This is a genomic window from Facklamia sp. P12937 (genome assembly GCF_050409505.1).
Taxonomy (GTDB): domain Bacteria; phylum Bacillota; class Bacilli; order Lactobacillales; family Aerococcaceae; genus Facklamia.
In genome coordinates this window covers 1-23,800 of record NZ_JBNUPI010000002.1, presented here as the reverse complement: position 1 = coordinate 23,800, position 23,800 = coordinate 1, and the positions used below count along the sequence as shown (strand labels likewise).

General features: G+C 36.8%; 18 protein-coding genes. All 18 read left to right on the top strand.

Going from position 1 to position 23,800, the window contains the following annotated elements:
* The first annotated feature begins 27 nt into the window (after positions 1-27).
* The 18 genes from ACQV2R_RS00925 to ACQV2R_RS00840 all read left to right on the top strand — a co-directional run bounded on the left by ACQV2R_RS00925 (position 28) and on the right by ACQV2R_RS00840 (position 23,714).
* Complete coding sequence (locus ACQV2R_RS00925; RefSeq protein ID WP_428891692.1) at positions 28-4,341, top strand: PolC-type DNA polymerase III; 4,314 nt, start codon at positions 28-30, stop codon at positions 4,339-4,341.
* Positions 4,342-4,457: 116 nt separating this feature from the next.
* Positions 4,458-4,931: a ribosome maturation factor RimP gene (rimP, locus tag ACQV2R_RS00920; protein WP_428873939.1), complete on the top strand. Its 474-nt coding sequence runs from the start codon at positions 4,458-4,460 to the stop codon at positions 4,929-4,931.
* A 24-nt stretch (positions 4,932-4,955) separates the two neighbouring features.
* Positions 4,956-6,209: a transcription termination factor NusA gene (nusA, locus tag ACQV2R_RS00915; RefSeq protein ID WP_428876533.1), complete on the top strand. Its 1,254-nt coding sequence runs from the start codon at positions 4,956-4,958 to the stop codon at positions 6,207-6,209.
* Positions 6,210-6,243: 34 nt separating this feature from the next.
* Positions 6,244-6,540, top strand: coding sequence for an RNase P modulator RnpM (rnpM, locus tag ACQV2R_RS00910; RefSeq protein ID WP_428891691.1), 297 nt, complete (start codon positions 6,244-6,246; stop codon positions 6,538-6,540).
* Entirely contained in the window at positions 6,537-6,863 is a 327-nt protein-coding gene (locus ACQV2R_RS00905) for a L7Ae/L30e/S12e/Gadd45 family ribosomal protein (protein WP_428873942.1), read from the top strand. Before rnpM ends, ACQV2R_RS00905 begins: the two co-directional genes overlap by 4 nt.
* A 22-nt stretch (positions 6,864-6,885) precedes the next feature.
* Positions 6,886-9,219, top strand: a complete 2,334-nt coding sequence (gene infB / locus ACQV2R_RS00900; protein ID WP_428891690.1) for a translation initiation factor IF-2 — start codon at positions 6,886-6,888, stop codon at positions 9,217-9,219.
* An 11-nt stretch (positions 9,220-9,230) separates the two neighbouring features.
* Positions 9,231-9,617 carry a 30S ribosome-binding factor RbfA gene (rbfA, locus tag ACQV2R_RS00895; protein ID WP_428873944.1) on the top strand — a complete coding sequence of 129 codons (387 nt, stop codon included), beginning with the start codon at positions 9,231-9,233 and terminating at the stop codon, positions 9,615-9,617.
* Between the two features lie 160 nt (positions 9,618-9,777).
* On the top strand, positions 9,778-10,698 hold the full coding sequence (gene truB / locus ACQV2R_RS00890; RefSeq protein WP_428891689.1) for a tRNA pseudouridine(55) synthase TruB: 921 nt from the start codon (positions 9,778-9,780) through the stop codon (positions 10,696-10,698).
* A 3-nt stretch (positions 10,699-10,701) separates the two neighbouring features.
* A complete protein-coding gene (gene ribF, locus ACQV2R_RS00885; RefSeq protein WP_428891688.1) occupies positions 10,702-11,637 on the top strand; it encodes a riboflavin biosynthesis protein RibF in 936 nt (311 codons plus the stop codon).
* Positions 11,638-11,788: 151 nt separating this feature from the next.
* Positions 11,789-12,817, top strand: coding sequence for a heat-inducible transcriptional repressor HrcA (hrcA, locus tag ACQV2R_RS00880; protein ID WP_428891687.1), 1,029 nt, complete (start codon positions 11,789-11,791; stop codon positions 12,815-12,817).
* Positions 12,818-12,830: 13 nt separating this feature from the next.
* A complete protein-coding gene (grpE, locus tag ACQV2R_RS00875) occupies positions 12,831-13,481 on the top strand; it encodes a nucleotide exchange factor GrpE (protein ID WP_428891686.1) in 651 nt (216 codons plus the stop codon).
* 51 nt (positions 13,482-13,532) lie between these two features.
* Positions 13,533-15,377 carry a molecular chaperone DnaK gene (dnaK, locus tag ACQV2R_RS00870; protein WP_428875319.1) on the top strand — a complete coding sequence of 615 codons (1,845 nt, stop codon included), beginning with the start codon at positions 13,533-13,535 and terminating at the stop codon, positions 15,375-15,377.
* Between the two features lie 86 nt (positions 15,378-15,463).
* Positions 15,464-16,612, top strand: a complete 1,149-nt coding sequence (gene dnaJ, locus ACQV2R_RS00865) for a molecular chaperone DnaJ (protein WP_428873950.1) — start codon at positions 15,464-15,466, stop codon at positions 16,610-16,612.
* Positions 16,613-16,862: 250 nt separating this feature from the next.
* Positions 16,863-18,686, top strand: a complete 1,824-nt coding sequence (lepA, locus tag ACQV2R_RS00860; protein ID WP_428891685.1) for a translation elongation factor 4 — start codon at positions 16,863-16,865, stop codon at positions 18,684-18,686.
* 277 nt (positions 18,687-18,963) lie between these two features.
* The gene (locus ACQV2R_RS00855; RefSeq protein ID WP_428875318.1) at positions 18,964-19,647 is read left to right on the top strand and encodes an N-acetylmannosamine-6-phosphate 2-epimerase; all 684 of its coding nucleotides are present in this window, start codon (positions 18,964-18,966) and stop codon (positions 19,645-19,647) included.
* 19 nt (positions 19,648-19,666) lie between these two features.
* On the top strand, positions 19,667-20,563 hold the full coding sequence (locus ACQV2R_RS00850) for an N-acetylneuraminate lyase (protein WP_428873954.1): 897 nt from the start codon (positions 19,667-19,669) through the stop codon (positions 20,561-20,563).
* An 86-nt stretch (positions 20,564-20,649) separates the two neighbouring features.
* Positions 20,650-22,194 (top strand): sodium:solute symporter, encoded by a 1,545-nt coding sequence (locus tag ACQV2R_RS00845; RefSeq protein WP_428891684.1) that lies wholly within the window; start codon positions 20,650-20,652, stop codon positions 22,192-22,194.
* Positions 22,195-22,799: 605 nt separating this feature from the next.
* Entirely contained in the window at positions 22,800-23,714 is a 915-nt protein-coding gene (locus ACQV2R_RS00840) for an ROK family protein (RefSeq protein ID WP_428891683.1), read from the top strand.
* Positions 23,715-23,800: the final 86 nt, after the last annotated feature.

Genomic DNA, 23,800 nt, shown 5'->3' with positions numbered 1-23,800 from the left:
CGACACAAGTAAAAAGAAAGGATTCATATGAGCAAAGAAAAAACTTTATTCGATGTTTTATTGGAGCAACTAAACATTACTGATCCAGACATTCTAAGTGCATTAGCAGGAGGTCAAATTGAGCAAGTGGAAGTTTTAGCAGACAGCCAACGCTGGATTTTTCATTTGAGATTCCCACAGCGGATTCACCCAGACCTCTATTACTTATTACTAACTACTATGCGACAGGCTTTTGCTCAAATAGTAGAAACCGAAATATGGTGGCACTTTGATAAGGCTGAAACTGATAATAGTCAGTTAATTGAGGATTATTGGGAAAAAATAAAAACTGTTATTATGAATGAGACACCTTTTTTAAGAGTTTGTTTACAAGATGCCTCCATTTCTTATGATGCAAGTACAAAACTATTTGAAATAGGTTTAGCGAGTCAGAGTCAAGTAGATACATTTGATAATAAATACGATCACATAATTAAAAGACACTTTGATCAAGTAGGCTTTAAAGGAATAAAAATCATTTACTATGTTGATCAATCCTTAAGCGATGCCACTCATTTAACAACTAAGCAGCGTTTAGAAGAATTGGATCATCAAAACCTACTAGAAGCGATTGATAATGAAGAGAAAAAACAAGAAAAGCAGAAACAATCAGTCAATATTAGTGAAATTAAGCCAGTAGGAAAAGACATCCCTAATATCACAGCTACTCCTATTATTGATTTGCCAGAAAATCAATACAAACAAGTAATCGAAGGTTATGTCTTCGCCAATGATATCCGTGATTTACGATCGGGAGAAATTTTATCCATCATGAAAGTGACGGATTATACTTCCTCTGTGGCTGTCAAATTAATTTCTGGACGACGCTTAACTAAGGAGCAAATTCATCAGTTTCAAGTAGGAGACTGGCTGAGAATGGAAGGGGATATGGTCCCAGATAATTATTCTGGTGAACTAGATTTTAGGCCTCGTTCGATTCGTAAGTTAAATCCTAAAAAACGTCAAGATAGCTTTGAAGGTCAAAAAAGAGTAGAGCTCCATTTACATTCTAATATGTCTCAAATGGATGCGACCAATAGTGTTTCAGATTATATTAAAACAGCGGCTCGATGGGGACATTCAGCTATAGCTATTACCGACCACGCTGGTGCTCAAGCTTTCCCAGAAGCTTATTATGCGGGTAAAGAAAACGATATTAAAGTGATTTACGGTATTGAAGCTAATATTGTTAATGATGGTGAAGCTATTGCTTATAATGAAAGTGATCATGATCTTTCAGAAGCTAATTATGTTGTTTTTGACGTGGAAACGACCGGATTATCCTCTGTCTATGATCGTATGATTGAATTAGCTGCTGTTAAAATGCACAAGGGGAATGTAATTGATACTTTCGAGGCCTTTATTAATCCTGGTCATCCACTTTCATCCTTTACAACAGAACTGACAGGCATTACCGATGCAATGCTAGAAGATGCACCAAGTGAAAAAGAAGTAATAGACAAATTTTTAGCATTTACACAAGACACCATTTTGGTGGCACATAATGCTTCCTTTGATATGGGCTTTATTAATCAAGCCTATGTGCGTCATGGCATAGCTATGAATAATTTACCAGTGATTGATACACTTGCCCTATCAAGGTTGGTAAACCCCAATATAAAAGGACACCGATTGAACAATCTTGCCAAGCGTTACGGTGTAACTTTAGAACAACACCACCGAGCTATTTATGACTCGGAAACAACGGGTCATATCTTGTTTAAGTTACTAGAACAAGCCAATGAGCAATATCAAATGACCCACCATAATCTGTTGAATAAAGAGATGGGTAAAGGTGATGCATATAAACAGATAAGACCTTTTCATGCTACTTTAATTGCTAAAAATCAAGCAGGTCTCAAAGATCTCTTTAAATTGATTTCTATTTCCAATGTGGAGTATTTTTATCGCGAACCCAGAATACCACGGTCTGTCTTAAATCAGTATCGAGAAAATTTACTTGTCGGTTCCGCTTGCTCCAATGGAGAAGTTTTTACAACCTTGATGCAGAAGGGTTATCAAGAAGCTAGTGAATTAGTAGGATATTATGATTATTTAGAAATTCAACCCCCTTCTGTCTATGACACCCTGATTGAAGAAACCTTGATTAGATCTCGTGAAGATTTATTTAAGATCATGCAAGGAATGGTTAAGCTAGCCAATGAACATAACAAGTTACTAGTGGCTACTGGAGATGTTCACTACCTAGAAGAACGGGATTCGATTTACCGTGAAATATTACTCAAGTCTTTAAAACGCAATGCTAATCGCGACCTCCATTTCCCACCACTCCATTTTAGAACGACTAATGAGATGCTAGAAGAGTTTTCTTTCTTAGGAGAAGATTTGGCTTATGAATTAGTGGTAACTAATTCGAATAAAATAGCCGATTGGGTCGAAGACGACATTGAAGTGATCCACTCAAAACTATTCACACCAAATATTGAAGGCTCTGATCAAAAAATTCGTGATTTGGCCTATGGCAAGGCCTACGAAATGTATGGAAATCCTTTACCAGAATTAATTGAAAAAAGATTGGAAAAAGAAATACATTCGATTATCTCTAATGGATTTGCCGTTATTTATTTAATTTCGCAAAAGCTGGTTCTAAAATCCAACCAAGACGGCTATCTAGTTGGGTCAAGGGGATCCGTAGGTTCTAGTTTTGTAGCGACAATGACTGGAATAACCGAAGTTAATCCTTTAGTGCCACATTATTACTGTCCGGATTGTCATTACAACGAGTTTTTTAAGGATGGCTCAGTTGGATCAGGTTTTGATCTACCGCCTAAAGCCTGTCCATCATGTGGCAAAGATTTAAAGCGAGACGGACAGGATATACCGTTTGAGACATTCTTAGGTTTTAAAGGGGATAAGGTACCCGATATTGATCTTAACTTCTCTGGGGAATATCAACCGCAAGCTCATGCTTATACTAAAGTTTTATTTGGAGAAGACCATGTCTTTCGTGCGGGGACTATCTCCACCGTTGCACAAAAGACGGCCTTTGGTTATGTGAAGGGTTATCTTGAAAATACCATGACCCAAGTGCCTCAAGCTGAAAAAGAGCGCTTGGCTAAAGGAATTGAAGGGGTGAAACGAACAACCGGCCAACACCCAGGTGGGATTATCGTTATTCCTGAGTATATGGATGTTTATGACTTTACGCCTATACAATTTCCAGCCGAAGATATTCATTCAGAATGGCGCACGACTCACTTTGACTTCCATTCTATTCATGATAATGTGCTGAAATTAGATATATTAGGACACGACGATCCGACCATGATACGTTTCTTACAGGATATTTCAGGTATTGATCCTCAAGATATTCCATTCTCTGATCCTGATGTGATGTCTTTGTTCTCAGGTCCTGAAGCCTTAGGTGTCACAAAAGAGCAAATTTTTTCTGATACAGGTACTTTAGGGGTACCAGAATTTGGGACCAGTTTTGTCAGAGGGATGCTGACTCAGACCAAGCCGTCAACTTTTGCGGAGTTGTTACAAATTTCTGGTTTATCGCATGGTACGGATGTCTGGTTGGGCAATGCTGAGGAGTTGATTCAAAAGAATATTGTACCCTTAGCTAAGGTAATTGGTTGTCGTGACGATATCATGGTGACACTGATGCAATATGGATTAGAAGATTCCTTAGCCTTTAAAATAATGGAACATGTTCGTAAAGGAAGAGGAATTCCTGATGACTGGCAAGCTGAAATGCGAGCGAATAATGTTCCAGAATGGTATATCGACTCTTGTCTGAAGATTAAGTATATGTTCCCTAAGGCTCACGCGGCTGCATACATCATGATGGCACTGAGGGTGGCATACTTCAAAGTTCACTATCCTAAATTCTATTATGCGGCTTACTTTTCGGTAAGGGCATCAGACTTTGATATCATTGCCATGCATCAAGGCAAGGAAATGGTTAAACATCGCTTAAGAGAAATTATGGCCAAGGGAATGGATGCTTCAGTAAAAGAAAATAGCTTGCGAACTGTTTTAGAACTAGCGAATGAAATGCTAGAAAGAGGGATAACTTTCCAAATGATTAATTTGGAAAAATCTGACGCCACTAAATTTATTATCGATGGCGAGAGTTTGATCCCTCCTTTTAGAACAATTCCTGGTTTGGGAATAGGGGCCGCTAAATCGATTGTAGAAGCTAGAGAGCAAGCAGCCTTTATTTCTAAAGAAGACTTACAAAAACGTGGTAAAGTTTCGAAAACAATTATGGAATATTTAGAAGAGAATGGTGTTTTAGCTGATTTACCAGATGAAGACCAGCTGTCACTCTTCTAACTTGTTGATGAATAGATAATATGATATACTCTATTTAGCAAATTATTCGAGGAGGAGTGGGCGGAAACGCTCGCTCTTTTATTATTCAACCAAAATAAAAATGAAGAGGTGAATTGATGAGTATTGTGATAGACAAAGTTCAGCCGCTAGTGGAGCCAATTATCGCATCCTTAGATTGTCAACTTATTGATATTGAATATCTAAAAGAAGGAAAGCATTGGTTTCTCCGTATCTATGCTGATAAGGAAGGGGGCATTGATTTAGATCATTGTGCTTTAATTTCAGAAAAAATTTCTGAAGTTTTAGACACTATGCAACCAGATCCTTTTCCGGAAGCTTACTTTTTAGAAGTTTCCTCACCAGGAGCTGAAAGACCTTTGAAAAATGAAGATCAAATTCGGTCAGCCATTGGTGAATATGTCCACTTTGATTACTATGCCCCTCAATACGGTGAAAAACAACATGAGGGCGTTCTTTTAGATGTGACGGAGGATTATTATCTATTGAAGGTTCCAATTAAAACAGTCACTAAAGAACTTGAAATTAATAAGAAGGGTGTCGCTAAGGCAAGACTTGCTGTTAAGTTTTAGCAAGATGAGATAGGAGAGTTAAGTGTGAGCAAAGAATTAGTAAATGCCATGAAGGTTCTTGAAGCAGAAAAAGGGATAAAGCCTGAAGTTATTAAAGAAGCTTTAGAGTCTGCTTTGATTTTGGCCTACAAAAAAAATTATGATCAAGCACAAAATGTGGAAGTTGTTTTTAACGAAGAAACCGGCGATATTAAAGTTTATTCAGTTAAGGAAGTTGTGGATATCAATTATGATTCTACTTTAGAAATTTCTCTAGAAGAAGCTTTGAAGATTAATCGTGCCTATGAAATAGGAGACAAGATTAAATTTGAAGTGACTCCTAAAGATTTCGGAAGAATTGCTACTCAAACCGCTAAACATGTCGTTATGCAAAGAATACGTGAGGCTGAAAGAGATATTATTTATGATGAATTTATTGTGCATCAAGATGAAATTTTAACAGGAATCATCGAACGTTCAGATGCTCGCAATGTTTATGTGAACTTAGGTAAAGTTGAAGCCATAATGCCGGCTAGTGAACAGATTCCAACTGAGCAATTTCAAATGGATGAACGGGTAAAAGTATACGTAGTCAAGGTAGATAAAACTAGCAAGGGGCCACAGATTGTTGTTTCACGCTCACATGCTGATTTCCTTAAAAGATTATTTGAGCAAGAAGTTCCGGAAATCTACGAAGGTGTTGTGGAAATAATCTCAATTGCTCGTGAAGCGGGCGACCGTTCGAAAGTTGCAGTTTCTTCGCGTGATTCTAATATTGATCCAGTTGGAACTTGTGTTGGTCCGAGAGGATCTCGAGTTCAAAGTATTGTCAATGAATTAAATGGTGAGAATATGGATATCATTCAATGGGATGAAGACCCCTCTACCTTCATAAAAAATGCTATGAATCCAGCAGAAGTGATTAATGTTGTGTTTGATGAAGATAATCATTCTTGTATTGTTGTGGTACCAGATTATCAGTTATCCTTAGCCATCGGTAAAAAAGGACAAAACGCTCGTTTAGCAGCTCGTTTAACTGGTTATAAGATTGATATTAAGTCTGAGACTAGCTATCAAGAATATTTAATTGAACAAAAAGCAGTTGAATCAACTGGACAAGAAGAATTAAATCTTGCAGAGGATTTAGATAATCTTGAAGAAATGCTTCAAGAGACTTCCAGCCAGTTAGATGACGATCCAGCAGAAGCTGATTTAGAATATCGTGAATCGGCAGAGGAATCACTTGATGAAGAGCTGGAGCAAGCGTTTGAAGAAACTGAAGAATCAGAGCAAGAATAAGCACTTAATTTATTAACATCAAAGGAGGATGGAAATGAGCCAAGCGAAAAAAAGAAAAGTTCCCATGCGCAAATGTGTTGTTACTGGTGAATCTCATCCCAAAAAGGATTTAATCCGTATTGTGAGAACCCCAGAAGGTACCATTGAAATAGACCCAACTGGTAAAAAGAATGGACGAGGAGCCTATATCTCCTTGGATCCAGAGTTAGCCATACAAGCGGAAAAGAAAAATGTTTTTAATCGAACATTTGAAATGGAGATTGATAAAGAGTTTTATCAAGAACTTTATCGCTTTCTAGACCACCAAAAGGCGCGAAAAGAACTACTATGAGCCCAGAAGAAAAACAACTCAATTTATTAGGTTTGGCTCAAAGAGCCTCTAAGTTAATTTCCGGTGACGATTTAGTCACTAAAGCCACAAAGAACAAAAAAGTTAAACTTTTGATTTTAGCGATTGATGCCAGTGATTCCACTAGTGATCGCTACCATCGTTTGGCTAGTGAAAAAAAAATAGCCATTAATCATCGTTTTACAAAATATCAAATCAGCCATGCAATCGGCAAATCACGCACAATTTGCGGCATAACCGATCGAGGAATGGCTGAAAAATTTTTATCTTATGTGACAGGAGAAAATACAATGAATAATCAATAATACAAGATAGGAAGGTGTTTGTATGAGTACTATTCGTATATATGAATTTGCTAAACAAAACAATATGACTTCAAAAGAAGTCTTAGTGCTTGCTGAAAATAATGGTTTTGAATTTAATAGCCATATGTCCTCGGTAACGCAAGAACAACAAGAACAATTAAAGAAAGCTTTACAAAATAAGAAGACTAGTGGTAAACAAACCAAAAAGGATGTTAAGAAGACGGAAGCTACTAAAGAATCAAATCAAAAAAACAATCAACACAAAGATGCCAAGCAGCGCAAGGATGAAGACAAGTCGAAAGCTTCTAAAAAGCCTTCTTCTCAAAAAGATTCTCAAGCACAAGGTCATAATACAAACCCTAACACTAAGTCTAAAAATCCTAATGAAAAGGCAGCTTCTAAGCAAAAGAAATCAACTGATAGTAAACAAGCTGTAGAGGGTCAAAAAGCAAATCAAAGCAATCAAAGTAATTCTTCAAATAAATCCACTGGTGGATCCAAAAGGAGTCGTGGCGATCGCCGTCGTGGCCGTCGTGGTAAGCAAAATAGTAACTATCAAAAAGAGTCTAAAGGCTTAACAGCTCGTAAGCATAAAGACCTTCCAGAAGCGTTCTACTATACTGAAGGAATGAATGTACAAGATATTGCTAAAGGCTTCCACCGAGATGCAACTGAAATTATTAAAAAACTATTGCTACAAGGGGTAATGGTCAATCAAAACCAGGCACTTTCTAAAGAAGTGATTGAAATTATCTGTTTAGAATATGGCGTTGAACCTATTGAAAAAGTTGTTGTTGAAGTTTCAGACTTAGATCATTATTTTGAAGAAGCTGCTGATGATGATAATCAAAGCATTCGTCCACCAGTTGTTACAATTATGGGTCACGTTGACCACGGAAAAACCAGTCTCTTGGACTCCTTCCGCCATTCGAGAGTGACTGAAGGAGAAGCTGGTGGAATTACTCAACATATTGGTGCCTATCAAATTGTTTTAAATGATAAGCCAATCACTTTTCTTGATACGCCAGGACATGCTGCCTTTACAACCATGCGTGCACGTGGTGCAGATGTGACTGATATTACAATTATTGTTGTTGCAGCAGATGATGGCGTGATGCCTCAAACGGTTGAAGCGATTAATCATGCCAAAGCTGCAGATGTACCGATAATTGTAGCGATTAACAAAATTGATAAACCTGAAGCCAATCCAGATAAGGTAATGACCGAATTATCTGAACATGGTATTATTTCTGAGGACTGGGGTGGCGAACATATCTTTGTTAATATTTCAGCTAAATACGGGACTAATTTGGATGAGTTATTAGAGATGATTCTTCTGGTTTCAGAAGTTCAAGAATTAAAAGCTAACCCAGACCGTTTAGCTTTAGGTTCAGTCATTGAAGCGCGCTTAGATAAAGCTACCGGTGCCACTGCGACTTTATTAGTTCAACATGGTACCCTACATATAGGGGACCCAATTGTTGTGGGTAACACCTATGGTAGAGTAAGAACAATGGTCAATGATCAAGGGCGTCGTATTCGCTCAGCTGGTCCATCCATGCCGGTGGAAATTACAGGCTTGAATGATGCTCCTCAAGCAGGAGACCAGTTTGTGGTCTTTGAAGATGAAAAAACAGCTCGTCAAGTTGGAGAAGAAAGAGCTCAGAAGGCTCAAGAACAACAAAGAGACCTTAAGAAGAAAGTTACTTTGGATAATCTTTTCGAAACCTTACAAGAAGGTGAGTTAAGATCAGTTAACGTAATCCTAAAAGCAGATGTACAAGGTTCAGTAGAAGCATTAGCTGCTTCATTGATGAAAATAGATGTGGAGGGAGTAAAAGTTAATATTGTCCATCAGGCGGTAGGAGCAATTAATGAGGCTGATATTACTTTAGCTAATGCCTCATCAGCAATTGTGGTAGGATTTAATGTTCGACCAACTCCTCAAGCAAAACAACAAGCAGAAGAAGAGCAAGTAGATATTCGTCTCCATAATATTATTTACAATGTAATTGATGAAATTGAAACAGCTATGAAAGGAATGCTGGACCCTGAGTATGTTGAGGAAGTAACAGGGCAAGCAGTAGTACGTGAAACCTATTCTGTTTCTAAATTAGGCACCATCGCTGGTTCATTTGTTTTAGATGGCTTCATTCAACGCACGAGCAAGCTACGTTTGATACGTGATAACATCGTTATTTATGAAGGAGATCTAGCCAGTTTGAAACGTTTTAAAGATGATGCTAAAGAAGTAAACAAAGGATTAGAATGTGGAATTATGATTGAAGGCTATAATGATATCAAAGTCGATGATATTATTGAAGCCTATCGCATGGTCGAAGTTGAACGTAAATAAAGGAGTATGAAATGGTTAAATATCGTATAGGACGTGTTCGTCAAGAAATAATGCGAGAAGTTAATGATATTCTTCTAAAAGAGATTAAAGACCCTCGTGTTGAAGGGGTTACTATTACTGATGTAGAGCTTACAGGCGACTTACAAAATGCTACAATTTTTTATTCTACTTTAAGTGATAAAGCCGGAGAAAGACAAAAAACAAGTGATGGTTTGAAAGCAATAACAGGTAAAGTTCGCTCGGAACTTGGAAGTCGTTTAAGTCTTTATAAGGTTCCCGAAGTTAAATTTGAAAGAGACCAATCAGTAGACTATGGTAGTCGAATCGATTCATTATTAAATCAATTGCATGAATCTGAATCTTTTGATGAAGCAAGCTCAGTTCAGACGGAGCAATAATCTTAAGTTTTCACAAATCAAGAGCTGTTTTTTCACTGCTCTCATTAAATGAGAGGCGGTAAAACAGCTCTTTTATTCTTGTAGAATTAAGAATCTTGCTTGGAAGCAAGTGCCAATTAAAGTATAATCATAATTGTTATTAATAAAGGGGTTGGCTTGAATGAACGGAATTGTCGCTGTTTGGAAAGAAAAGGGCATGACGAGTCATGATGTAGTATTTAAAATGCGTAAGATTTTTCAAATGAAGCGTGTAGGCCATTGTGGGACCTTGGATCCTGAAGTTGAGGGCGTTTTAGTTGTCTGTTTAGGACAGGCAACCAAGTTAGTTGAAATACTAATGGATAGCAAAAAGATCTATCAAGGAGAAGTCACTTTAGGTCAAGCCACCGATACGGAAGATGCCCAGGGACAAGTTATTGCAAAGAAATTAGTAGAACAAGCCGTTGATGATCAAGTTATTGATCAAGCTATGGCTTCATTAACAGGCAAAATCAGCCAGATTCCTCCTTATTACTCGGCAGTCAAGGTCAAAGGGAAAAGACTCTATGAATATGCCCGAGCAGGTATTGAAGTAGAAAGGCCTGAACGTCAAGTATCTATCGACTACTTCAAGCGTTTAGCTCCGTCACAATATCACACCAGTGAAAAAAGGCAAACTTTCTCCTTTGAAGTAAAGTGCAGTAAAGGGACCTATGTCAGAACCTTAGCGGTAGATTGCGGTAAGTTATTAGGATATCCTAGCCACATGTCCCAATTAGTGCGAACTCAAGCAGCGGGTTATCGTCAAGCGGATAGTTATCGCTTAGATGAATTAAGGCAATTAGCAGAAAAAGACTCCTTAAATACAGCTGTTCACCCCATTGAAACGGCAGTTTCTGACTATGCAAAAATCCAACTAAATCCAGAACAGTTTACAGACATTAAACATGGAAAAGTTTTAGACATTAATTATTTTAATGACAGGCTTATTGAACCAACTGCCTTATTTTATCAAGACCGTTTGTTAGCAATTTACGGCCCACATCCTAACAAAGAGAATTTAATAAAACCTATTAAGATGTTTCCAATGGAAGGAGTTTAAGCCTTGCAGACAATTTATTTAGCACATCCTTACGATCAAGAACAACTATATGACCAACCAGTCGTTTTAGCTCTAGGCTTTTTTGATGGTGTTCATTTAGGCCATCAAGAAGTTATCAAAAAGGGGCGCGAATTAGCAGATCATTATCAAGTCCCTTTAGCCGTCTTAACTTTTAACCATACTCCTCGTCTTGTTTATCAACAGATCCATCCGAATCACTACTTTTATTTAAGTGATAACCCTCGTAAAATAGAACTGATGGAGGTTAATGGAGTAGATATTTTATATATTGCTGAGTTCACTTCAGCCATGGGAGCTCAGAGTCCACAAGAGTTCGTGGACAACTACATGGTTAATTTGAATGCCGTTCATGTGGTGGCAGGTTTTGACTATACATACGGTCTAAGAGAGATAGCTAATATGCAAACTCTGGTTGACCATAGTCAAGGACGCTTTAAAATTAGCGAAATTCCTAAAAAGACAATCGGTGACCATAAGATTTCTTCAAGTGAAATTCAATACCAGCTATCAAATGGTAATATTGATTTAGCTAATCAAGAATTAGGTTACATTTATGAAACCAGAGGACTTGTCATCAATGGCTTAAAAAGAGGGAGAAAACTAGGTTTTCCGACAGCGAATGTGGCAATGGATTATGGTCAGTTAACACCTAGCATAGGGGTGTATATTGTCGAAATTTGTGTTCAAGGCCAATGGTATATGGGCATGGCATCTATTGGATATAACATTACCTTTGATGATGTGAAAGAACTCTCCATTGAAGTTTATATTTTAGATTTTGACCGCATGATTTATGGGGAAAAGGTTCGTATTAAGTGGCATCATTACTTACGTGGAGAGATTAAATTTGATGGTATTGAAGGTTTGATTAATCAACTTGAAAAGGATCAAGACCATACACGGGCGTACTTTAAATAATCAAGGATCGATAGATATAATTAGCACTTTCGAATTTAGAGTGCTAATTTTTTTAATTTTATGGGCATAATCCCTTGACAAAGGTGATGGAGGATAGTAAGATAGAGACAGTTAGCACTCGGTATGAATAAGTGCTAATAATGTGAGGTGATTGATCATATTAACAGCCAGACAACACCAAATCTTAGAATTAATTGTTCGCCTTTATGCAAATTTAGAGGCACCAATCGGGTCAAAGACTTTACTCAAGGAGAGTTTTCTTGATATAAGTCCGGCAACTGTTCGTAATGAGATGGTTGTTTTAGAAAAAAACGGCTTTCTGGTTAAGGCACATACATCAAGTGGTAGAATACCTTCTTATGAAGGCTATCGTTATTATGTAGATCGTCTGATCACTAAAATTGAGAATGATTCATGGGAGCAATCCTATGAAGCAGATCTCAAAGCAGTTAGCGAAATCTTCTTAAATCGCCGACAAGAGAATTTTAAGATGGCGAAAATTGCTGCGGATTTATTGGTCTCATTAACTGGATTACCTTGCTTGGTTTTTGGACAGAATAATGAAGAGCATCGAGTGGCTGACTTTAAGTTAGTGCTTTTAAGTAACCATCAAATAATGGCTATTTTATTATCGGATCAAGGACATGTGGAAAATAAAATGTTCCAAACCTTATATCCGGTTGAGGATGATGATTTACGTCAAATGCGTTCAATTCTTAATTCAGAATTGCGAGGTATTACATTAGAAGATGCTTATCAGCGGACTAAATTAACTATTCCGATGATTATGCAAAGACAATTGTCAACTTCGATTGATTTTTCTCCTTTAGTTGAGAAGTCAATTCAACAAGTTAAAGGAACGCGTTATTTTGTTTCTGGCAAGAATAATCTTTTTGATTGTTTGGATCAGCGTTATTCCAACAATGAATACAAAAAATTATTCAATTTGATTGATGGATCGAATGAATTATTTGATCTCTTTGAACAACGTCAAGATGGAATCGAAGTTCTTTTCGGACAAGAGTTTGCTCCGCAAGGGATGCGTCATTTATCTTTAGTGACGGGAACCTTCACACAAGCCTTAAGCAAAATGTCTTTAAGTATCTTAGGACCTTCGACGATGCATTATTCACGCATGATTGTCCTTATGGAGCAGATATTAAAAGAATTTAATCAATAAAGGAGGTCATCAAGTGACAGAAGAAAATAAAAAGAGGAATGACAAGCAATCTTCTGCAGAACTTAACGATGAAAAAGAAAAGTTAGTAGAAGATGAAGTCATTGAAAGTTCAGCAGAAAAAAATCAGGATAGTCTGAATAATGATGTAAATGATGTAAATGATGTAAATGATGTAAATGAAGAAACTGAAGCAGCACCAGTAGAGGAAGTTTCTTCCATTGAAGATGAATTAAGAGAAAGTATTCAGAATTTGGAGGATCGAAATTTACGCCTACAGGCTGAAATTGCTAATATGCAACGATCTAATAGTCGTGAAAGACAAGAAGCTGCTAAATATCGATCTCAATCTTTAGCTAATAAATTAATAGATGCTATTGATAATCTTGAACGCGCTTTGCAAATCAAAGCAAGTTCAGAAGAGAGTCAAGCAATCCACAAAGGGATCCAAATGGTGTATGATCAAATCTTACAAGCATTTAAAGAAGAAAAAATTGAAGTGATCAATCCCTTAAACGAAACATTCGATCCAAATTATCATCAAGCGGTAACCACCCAACCAGCGGCTGAAGGGCAAGACACTGATATTGTAGTGAATGTTCTACAAAAAGGATACATCCTTAATGATCGCATCATTCGCCCGGCCATGGTAATTGTGTCCGCCTAATTATTAAGCACTTAGTTTTAACCAAAATAAATTTTTAAAGGAGTAGATTATATGTCTAAAATTATAGGTATTGACTTAGGTACAACAAACTCTGCTGTTTCCATTTTAGAAGGTGGAGAAGCAAAGATTATTACTAACCCGGAAGGAAACCGTACCACTCCATCTGTAGTAGCTTTCAAAAATAATGAGATTCAAGTGGGTGAAGTAGCTAAGCGTCAAGCAGTTACAAACCCTGACACAGTAGCTTCCATCAAACGTCATATTGGAGAAGATAACTTTAAGACTGAAATGGGTGGAAAGAGCTATACACCTCAAGAGATTTCAGCTATGATTTTACAACACTTGAAATCATTTGCTGAAGATTACTTAGGCGATAAGGTTGAGAAAGCAGTTATCACTGTTCCTGCTTATTTTAACGATGCTCAGCGTCAAGCAACTAAAGATGCTGGACGTATTGCAGGTTTAGAAGTTGAACGTATTGTTAACGAGCCAACCGCTGCAGCTTTAGCGTATGGTTTAGATAAAACCGATGCTGAAGAAAAAGTCCTAGTCTTTGACTTAGGGGGAGGAACTTTTGACGTTTCAATCCTTGAATTAGGCGATGGCGTATTTGATGTATTATCTACAGCAGGGGATAATAAACTAGGTGGAGATGACTTTGATAATAAAGTTATCGACTTCTTAGTTGAAGAATTTAAAAAAGAAAACTCTATTGACCTTTCTAAAGATAAAATGGCTTTACAGCGCCTGAAAGACGCTGCAGAAAAAGCTAAGAAAGATCTTTCTGGTGTGACTTCTACACAAATCAGCTTACCATTTATTACAGCGACAGCTGATGGGCCATTACACTTAGAAACAACTTTAACTCGTGCTAAATTTGATGAGTTAACGCATGACTTAGTAGAAAGAACTAAAGGGCCAGTTCGTCAAGCCTTGAAAGATGCTGGTTTAAGCAAATCTGAAATTGACGAAGTAATCTTGGTAGGAGGATCGACACGTATTCCTGCTGTACAAGAAGCCGTTAAGAAAGAAACTGGAAAAGATCCTAACAAATCGGTTAACCCAGACGAAGTAGTTGCTATGGGTGCAGCTATCCAAGGTGGCGTTATCTCTGGTGATGTTAAAGACATCGTTCTATTAGATGTTACGCCATTATCACTTGGTATCGAAACAATGGGTGGTGTATTCACTAAATTAATTGACCGTAACACTACTATCCCAACTTCTAAATCACAAGTCTTCTCTACAGCAGCTGACAATCAACCAGCAGTAGATGTTCACGTTTTACAAGGTGAGCGTGAAATGGCAGCAGATAATAAGACTTTAGGTCGTTTCCAATTAACTGATATTCCAGCAGCACCTCGTGGCATTCCACAAATTGAAGTTACCTTTGATATTGATAAAAACGGTATTGTGAACGTTTCAGCCAAAGATTTAGGTACTCAAAAAGAACAAACGATTACTATAAAATCTTCTTCAGGTTTATCCGATGAAGAAATCGAACGTATGGTTAAAGATGCTGAGGCAAATGCTGAATCCGATAAGAAACGTCGTGAAGAAGCTGATTTACGCAACGAAGTCGATCAAATGATCTTTACAACTAATAAGACTATCGATGAATTGAAAGATAATGATAACATTTCTGAAGATGAATTGACTAAAGCAGAAACAGCTCGTGATGAATTGAAAGCAGCTGTTGAAGCAAATGATTTAGAAGAAATGAAAACAAAACGTGATGCATTAAATGAAGTGATTCAAAATCTATCCGTTAAACTTTACGAGCAAGCTGCTCAACAAGCTCAAGCTGCTCAAGAAAATCAAACAGATGCCTCTGATGCTCAATCATCTTCTGATGATAATATTGTCGATGCTGACTTTGAAGAAGTCGACGAGTAATTAAGACATACTTTAGCAAGAGTCTAGGCTAAGTCCTCGACTCTTGTCTTTTATCAGGAGAATTAAAATGTGTAAGGAGGGACAAAATGGCAAATAAAAGAGACTATTATGATGTCTTAGGTGTATCTCGCGATGCCAGTGATGCTGACATTAAAAAGGCTTATCGTAAACTGTCCAAAAAATACCATCCGGATATTAATAAAGATGCAGGAGCTGACGAAAAGTTTAAAGAAGTTGCAGAAGCTTATGAGGTCCTAAGTGATAGTCAAAAGCGGGCTGCTTATGATCAATACGGCCATGCTTCAACGGATCCTAACTTTGGAGCCGGCTTTGGCGGTGGTGGTTTTGGTGGCTTCTCTGGTGGTGCAGGCTTTGGCTTTGAAGATATCTTTGATACTTTCTTTGGTGGATCTGCTGGAGGAGGACGAAGAGCCAATGCTCCTCGTAAGGGTAATGACCTACAATATCGTATTAATTTAACCTTTGAAGAAGCTATTTTTGGTAAAGAAACGACCATAAAATATAATCGTAATGAGGAATGTCATACCTGTCACGGAACAGGTGCCAAGGAAGGCACTGAGCCCGTTACTTGCCACAAGTGTCATGGCACAGGGACTATTCAGGTAGAACGAAACTCTCCTTTTGGTCGTGTGATGACGCAAACCACATGTGATGTCTGCGGTGGGACAGGTAAAGAAATTAAAGAAAAATGTACCACTTGTCATGGTTCTGGTATAGAATCCGTTAGTCATTCTGTTAAAGTGACTGTGCCAGCAGGTGTTGAAGAAGGTAATCAAATTCGCCTTTCAGGACAAGGTGAGGCGGGTTCAAATGGTGGACCTTATGGAGACCTTTATGTAGTTTTCCATGTTGAACCAAGTAAGGAATTTAAACGAGATGGTACGGAAATCTATTACACGCTACCCATCACTTTCTCTCAAGCGGCCTTGGGTGATGAAATCCAAGTTCCAACGGTACATGGTAAGGTGAAGTTAAAGGTTCCAGCTGGCACACAAACAGGGACCACTTTCCGCTTAAAAGGCAAAGGAGCACCGAGTGTTCGCTCAGGTTATACGGGAGATCAACAAGTAACGGTTAAAGTCGTTACTCCTTCTAAACTGACTGACAAACAGCATGAATTATTTAAACAGTTAGCTAAAGAAATGGGTGCTAATGTTAAAGAGCAAGAAGGTGGCTTCTTTAATAAGATGCGTGATATTTTTCATGGTGAATAAAAATAGGCTAGCATCAGGGTATTCAATATGCTCTGATGCTTTTTACTTGCTTAGAAAAGTTTTAAATCAATTGGAATCAAAATAAGATTGATTAGCTTCTAGATAGGAAATTTTAAAGAATAAATAAAGATTTTATTGAGTAGTTCATTTATTAAAATACCATAGTGAAAGAAAACTATTCAAAATCACTCATTTTTGATAAGATAGACTTTAGCTATTGATAAGAGGCTTGAAAAGGAAGTGAAGTCAAGTGAATATAGAAGAAATGAAGAATAGACAAGAAAGAATCCGTAATTTTTCGATAATTGCGCATATTGACCATGGTAAATCCACACTAGCTGATCGTATTTTACAACAAACACATACAGTGGCTGATCGTGATATGCAAGAGCAATTGTTAGATTCCATGGACTTGGAAAGAGAACGAGGAATTACCATTAAATTGAATGCAGTGGAACTGACTTATCGGGCTAAAGATGGCATTGATTATATTTTCCATTTAATCGATACCCCTGGTCACGTCGATTTTACTTATGAGGTTTCAAGATCTTTGGCTGCTTGTGAAGGAGCCATTCTAGTAGTCGATGCAGCACAAGGAATTGAAGCCCAAACCTTGGCTAATGTGTATTTAGCAGTGGATAATGATTTAGAAATATTGCCTGTTATTAATAAAATCGATCTGCCTTCAGCCGATCCTGAAAGGGTTCAAAAAGAAATTGAAGATATTATCGGCATCGATGCCTCAGAAGCGGTTTTTGCTTCTGCCAAGTCAGGCATCGGTATTGATGAGATTTTAGAGCAAATAGTTGAGAAAGTTCCTGCACCAATGGGAGATATAGAAGACCCCTTACAAGCTCTTATTTTTGACTCTGCTTATGATGCTTATCGTGGGGTTGTTTTAAATATTCGAGTGATGAATGGTATGGTCAAACCAGGTGACACCATCCGTCTAATGAGTAATGGTAAAGAGTTTGAAGTGATTGATGTTGGAATTTTCTCACCGAGTCCTCTCAAAAGAGACTTCTTGATGGTAGGAGATGTTGGCTATCTAACCGCAGGTATAAAGACCATTCAAGATACTCGTGTAGGAGATACTATAACCCTAGCGGATAATCCAGCTGAGGAGGCCTTGGATGGTTACCGCAAATTAAATCCAATGGTTTTTGCCGGTCTCTATCCGGTTGACTCGGCCGATTATAATGACTTGCGGGAAGCACTTGAAAAGTTACAATTAAATGATGCTTCTTTACACTTTGAACCAGAAACATCGCAAGCCCTAGGCTTTGGTTTCCGAACAGGCTTTTTAGGTTTACTGCATATGGATGTTATTCAAGAAAGACTTGAGCGTGAATTTGATATTGATTTAATTACCACTGCTCCGTCAGTTATTTACCGTGTTGAAAAGACGGATGGGGAAGAGCTTTTGATTGACAACCCATCTGAAATGCCAGATCCAACAGAGATTGATAAGATTTTTGAACCTTATGTAAAAGCGACTATTATGGTACCAAATGATTATGTGGGCGCTGTAATGGAACTATCTCAACGCAAGCGTGGTAACTTTATTACGATGGATTATCTGGATGATTTCCGGGTAAATGTAATTTATGAACTACCAATGGCTGAAATTGTGTATGATTTCTTCGATAAGTTGAAATCATCAACCAAAGGCTATGCTTCCTTAGATTACGAATTAATTGGCTATAAAGAGTCTAATCTAGTAAAATTAGAAGTTTTACTTAATTCTGATGTCATTGATGCCTTCTCGATTATAGTGCATAAAGATTTTGCCTATAATCGCGGTCGTGCTTTAGTTGAAAAACTAAAAGGGATTATCCCACGTCAAATGTTTGAAGTACCTGTCCAAGCAGCTGTTGGACATAAGATCATCGCACGAACAACCATTAAGGCTTATCGAAAAGATGTTACAGCTAAATTATATGGTGGGGATGTCTCCCGTCGTAAGAAGTTATTAGAAAAACAAAAAGAAGGTAAAAAGCGGATGAAATCAGTCGGTAACGTTGAAATTCCACAAGAAGCTTTCATGGCTGTCTTACAAATGGATGAAGAATAAAAGAATAACGGTTCATAAAAACCTATCTTTGAGAATTCAAAGATGGGTTTTTCTTATTACTATAAAGCAATATTAATTTTCATTTTGAACCAATCCCTTTTAGAGAACGTAAGTAAGCTACTTTTATGATAAATAATCAATTAAAATCTTTTTAAATAAGTATAATAAAAGTTTTTGTTTTCAGAAAACTCACTGTCTTTTCATAAAATATTGAAATGCTACAAAGTGATGTGTATAATTTTAAATTAGAAAGCGCTTTGATAAAGGAGGTTATTGAATGATTGAAGGAATAAAAGGGGAATTAATTGTTTCTTGTCAAGCTTTAGAAGATGAACCTTTGCACAGTTCTTTTATCATGTCACGAATGGCCTTAGCTGCTAAAGAAGGTGGAGCTAAAGGTATTCGTTCGAATTCAGTTGAAGATATTAAAGCAATCAAAGAACAAGTCGATTTGCCAATTATTGGCATTATTAAACGGGTTTATGATGGGGCTGATGCTTTTATTACACCTACGATGACTGAAGTGGATGAGTTAATGCAAGCAAGGCCGGAAATCATAGCAATTGATGCAACTGCATCTACGAGGCCATACGGAGAATCATTAAGTGATTTAATGGTAAAGATTAAAGAAAAGTATCCCCAACAAAAGCTGATGGCTGATTGTTCAACCTTAGAAGAAATGAAAATGGCTGAACAAATTGGTTTTGATTATATTGGTACAACCTTGGTAGGTTATACTCAACAAAGTAAGAAAGATAAGATAGAAAGCAATGATTTTCAACTCATCCGTCAAGCGGTTGAAACAATCAACAAACCAATTATTGCTGAAGGTAATATTGATACTCCTGAAAAAGTAAGACACGTTTTAGAGCTTGGGGTATATAGTGTAGTAGTTGGTTCAGCTATCACTAGACCTCAATTAATTACAAAAAAATTTGTCGAAGCTATTCATAACCAATAGATTAATAGGGGGAAATAAAATGACAAAAAAAACAGCTAGAGAAATCAAAGGTATTATCTCAGCCCTCTTGGTACCCTTTGATTCAAAGGGCAAAGTTAACGAAGCAGGGCTACGTCAAGTAGTCCGTCATAATATTGATAATATGAAGGTAGCAGGGCTATATGTAGGAGGCTCAACTGGTGAAAATTTCTTATTAGATATGGCCATTAAAAAACAAATTTTTGAAATTGTTAAAGATGAAGTGAAAGACCAAGTGAAACTCATTGCACAAGTTGGTGGTCCCAATGTTTATGAAGCAATTGAACTCGGTAAATTTGCGACAGATTTGGATTATGACGCAATTTCAGCAGTAACTCCTTTTTATTATAAGTTTTCATTCGCTGAGGTTAAACAATATTATAAAGATATTACAGAAGCTGTTGATAATGACTTAATTATTTATTCAATCCCAGTTCTTACAGGTATTAATATGGGGATGGCAGAATTTAAGGAATTATTTGAATTAGACAATATTGTTGGTGTTAAGTTTACTGCTGCAGACTTTTTCTTATTAGAACGATTACGTAAAGCGTTTCCAGATGTACTAATCTATTCAGGTTTTGATGAGATGCTTTATCCAGCTGCTATCTATCATGTTGATGGAGCAATCGGATCGACATATAACGTAAATGGTTTGCGAGCTCGTGGCATTTTAGAAGCTGTCAATGAGGGCAACCATGAGAAAGCACTTAAGCTACAAAATGAGAGTAATGATTTAATTGAAGCAGTGCTAGCAAACGGTTTATATCCAACTCTTAAAAGTATTTTACAATTACAGGGTGCGAATAAAGGGGAGTTTTTAAGTCGTAAACCGATGGCTTCGATGACAGCCGACCAAAAAGAAGAAGCAGAACGAATTTTTAAAAATTATTTATAATTAATTAAAAAGACTTAGGTAATTAAAGAATATTTTATATAGCGTTATGCTTCACTAAGCATGTGAAATTGAAAAGGAGTTTAACTATGGCACAAGAAGGCTTTACAACAATCGATTTTATTATTTTAGTTATTTATTTAGTAGCTGTTTTGTTTGCTGGATTACTGTTTTCTAAGAAAGATATGATTGGTAAAGAGTTTTTCAAAGGAGATGGCTCAATCCCTTGGTATGTAACTTCGGTTTCTATTTTCGCAACCTTGTTAAGTCCGATTTCTTTCATGACTTTAGCAGGTAACTCCTATAAGGGAACTTGGTTATTGTGGTTTGCGCAATTAGGGATGATTATTGCAATTCCTTTTGCTATAAAATTTTTCCTGCCTATTTATGCCAGAATGGATATTGATACTGCTTATGATTATTTAGAGCAACGGTTTAACTCTAGACTTTTGCGAGCAATCGGTGCTATTTTGTTCATTATCTATCAAATTGGTCGTATGTCTATTATTATGTATCTACCCTCTGCTGCTTTAGCCACATTAACTGGAATCTCAGTCAATTGGCTAATTGTGGTAATGGGTGTAATTGCGATTATTTATTCTTATACTGGTGGGATTAAATCAGTTTTATGGACCGATTTTATTCAAGGATCTGTTTTGTTAGTAGGTGTTGCTGTGACTCTAGGCTTTTTAGTCAAGGACTTAGACGGCGGTTTCCAACCAATCATGAATTTGTTAGCTAAAGACAAATTTATTGCCCCTCACGAACCGATTTTTGATCCGAACCTTTTAAAATCTTCTATCTTTTTACTAGTTGTTGGCGCTGGCTTTAATACACTGTCATCTTATATTTCAAGTCAGGATATCGTGCAACGGTTCACTACCACTCAAGATATTAAAAAATCGAATAAAATGATGTTTACCAATGGTGTCTTATCTATTTTTATTGCGACTATGTTTTATCTTATTGGGACGGGATTATTCGCTTATTATCAATTACAAAATCCGAGTGATCCTGGCGCTTTAGTAGCTCAAGATCAAGTGTTTACTTACTATATAGCCTATCGTTTACCAGTTGGTATTACCGGTGTTCTTTTAGCAGCTATTTTTGCTGCCAGTCAATCAACTCTATCTACAGGTTTGAACTCTGTCGCTACCTCATGGACATTGGACATACAAGAGGTGATTTCTAAGAATTTAGATGACGCCAAACGAACTCAAATTGCGCGTTGGATTTCTTTAGGCGTTGGAATTTTCTCCATTATTATCTCAATTATTCTTGCACACTCTGATATTAAATCAGCCTATGAATGGTTTAATGGATTCATGGGACTCGTTTTAGGGGTTCTAGGTGGAGTCTTTATGCTAGGGGTATTCTCTAAAAAAGCTAACAAAATTGGTGCTTATGCTGCACTAATTGTTTCAAGTTTAGTAATGATTTTCATTAAATACGGTCTTCCTGCAGAAAAGGTAAGCATTTGGGTTTATTCGCTTATTTCAATAGGCGTATCTTTAATTGTCGGTTATCTTGTATCGATAATGGTTAAAGATGAGACATCGACTGCTCCAAAATTCACCACTGTCTATGATATTTCTGAGATTAAAGCGAATAATGACTGGTTGGTAAGACATTAATGAAACTTTATGATTTAAATCAAATAGATCAAATCAAGCGAGAAGCTATACTAAGAGTCATTAACTTTTAAAAGAAAATAATGACTTAAGTGATTGCCAGCTTGGCCCCATATGATTTCCGATGACTTTTATTTTAATATCTTAGAATAGGAGATTACGACAGATGACCATAGAGTTTGGCAAAGTTATCCTAGCTATCTTGATGTATTTGTTCCTACTAAAGGTCAGGAAAAAATTTGGCATAACTTTAATGGAAATGTTCAATGAAAAGATTATGTAGAAAAGGATGGCTGGCAAAAACCTCACGCTCAACCATTATCGGAATGAATCATTCAGCCTGGACAAATCTTAGTTTTTGATCGTGAAGATGTTCAAAATTGTTGACCAGATAGAAACAATTAAAAAAGCTGTTTTTAAGGGGAAATATAAAATGTGTAACATTTTAAGTAGGGAAAGGGCTAAGCGTCTTTTCCCTATTTTTAAGGTGGTAGGTAAGGGAAAAAATGAATAATTAGTAATAAGGCCATTAAATGATGACTACTCTAAAAATAGAATAAGATATATTATTTCTATCACTGTAATTTTGTATAAGAGGAAGTGAAAAAATGCATATACTAGCGATTGATATTGGCGGTACAACGATAAAAAGTGATGTTTATGATGAGAAGGGGCATTCTTTTAATTATTTTAAAGAAGAGGAAACACCGATAGATTCCTTAAAAAAATCAAATCATATTATGGAATATGTTTTAAATTTAGTTGGTGAAACGATTAAAAGTCTTAAGCAAATCAACAAAAAATTAGAGGGTGTTGCTATTTCTTCAGCAGGGGTAGTCGATCCTGAACAAGGAAAGATAGTTTATGCAGGTTATACAATTCCTGACTATGTAGGAACTGATTTTAAGCAAGCCATTAACCATTACTTTGATTTACCTTGTGTTGTTCTAAATGATGTCAATGCGGCAGCTTTTGCTGAATTTTCAATTGGAGCTTTTGCATGCAATAGTTCATTAGTTTGTTTGACTATTGGCACGGGTGTTGGCGGGGCTTTAATCCTTAATGGTCAATTGTATCATGGAGAAGGTTTTTCTGCCGGCGAAGTTGGTTACTTACCTGTTAATGGTAAAAGATTTCAAGATGTAGCATCGACGACTGCTATGTGTCAATACTTTGAACAGCTCACTGGAGAAAGTAATACTAATGGAAAAATAATTTTTGAAGCCTATAAAACTAATCATCCAGCCGCAATCGAAACAATTAACTGGTTTGCTGAAAACTTTTCAGAAGGATTACTTCCAATTATTTATTTGATAAATCCAGAGTACATTGTTTTAGGAGGCGGTATTATGAATCAACATAAAATATTGTTACCAATTATTTTAGAAAAATTGGCTGCAAAAATTGAAAATAATATTTTTCTGCCTAAAGCTATCCTAGCTGCAAAGTATAGTAATGAAGCTGGAAGAATTGGAGCTCTTTACTACTTTATTAAAAAGTATGGAGTTTGTTCTACAAATTAAAAACTAACTCAAAACTATTCTTATGAGTTGACCCCAAAAGTTCGAGTTAAAAACTAACTTTTGGGGGTCCTTTTATGTCTAAAAAT

Coding starts and splice junctions, on each gene's coding strand:
- ACQV2R_RS00840 (WP_428891683.1), top strand. CDS start 22,800: ATGCATATACTAGCGATTGATATTGGCGGTACAACGATAAAAAGTGAT.
- ACQV2R_RS00845 (WP_428891684.1), top strand. CDS start 20,650: ATGGCACAAGAAGGCTTTACAACAATCGATTTTATTATTTTAGTTATT.
- dnaJ (WP_428873950.1), top strand. CDS start 15,464: ATGGCAAATAAAAGAGACTATTATGATGTCTTAGGTGTATCTCGCGAT.
- ACQV2R_RS00855 (WP_428875318.1), top strand. CDS start 18,964: ATGATTGAAGGAATAAAAGGGGAATTAATTGTTTCTTGTCAAGCTTTA.
- ACQV2R_RS00925 (WP_428891692.1), top strand. CDS start 28: ATGAGCAAAGAAAAAACTTTATTCGATGTTTTATTGGAGCAACTAAAC.
- rimP (WP_428873939.1), top strand. CDS start 4,458: ATGAGTATTGTGATAGACAAAGTTCAGCCGCTAGTGGAGCCAATTATC.
- ACQV2R_RS00850 (WP_428873954.1), top strand. CDS start 19,667: ATGACAAAAAAAACAGCTAGAGAAATCAAAGGTATTATCTCAGCCCTC.
- ACQV2R_RS00905 (WP_428873942.1), top strand. CDS start 6,537: ATGAGCCCAGAAGAAAAACAACTCAATTTATTAGGTTTGGCTCAAAGA.
- rbfA (WP_428873944.1), top strand. CDS start 9,231: ATGGTTAAATATCGTATAGGACGTGTTCGTCAAGAAATAATGCGAGAA.
- rnpM (WP_428891691.1), top strand. CDS start 6,244: ATGAGCCAAGCGAAAAAAAGAAAAGTTCCCATGCGCAAATGTGTTGTT.
- truB (WP_428891689.1), top strand. CDS start 9,778: ATGAACGGAATTGTCGCTGTTTGGAAAGAAAAGGGCATGACGAGTCAT.
- dnaK (WP_428875319.1), top strand. CDS start 13,533: ATGTCTAAAATTATAGGTATTGACTTAGGTACAACAAACTCTGCTGTT.
- infB (WP_428891690.1), top strand. CDS start 6,886: ATGAGTACTATTCGTATATATGAATTTGCTAAACAAAACAATATGACT.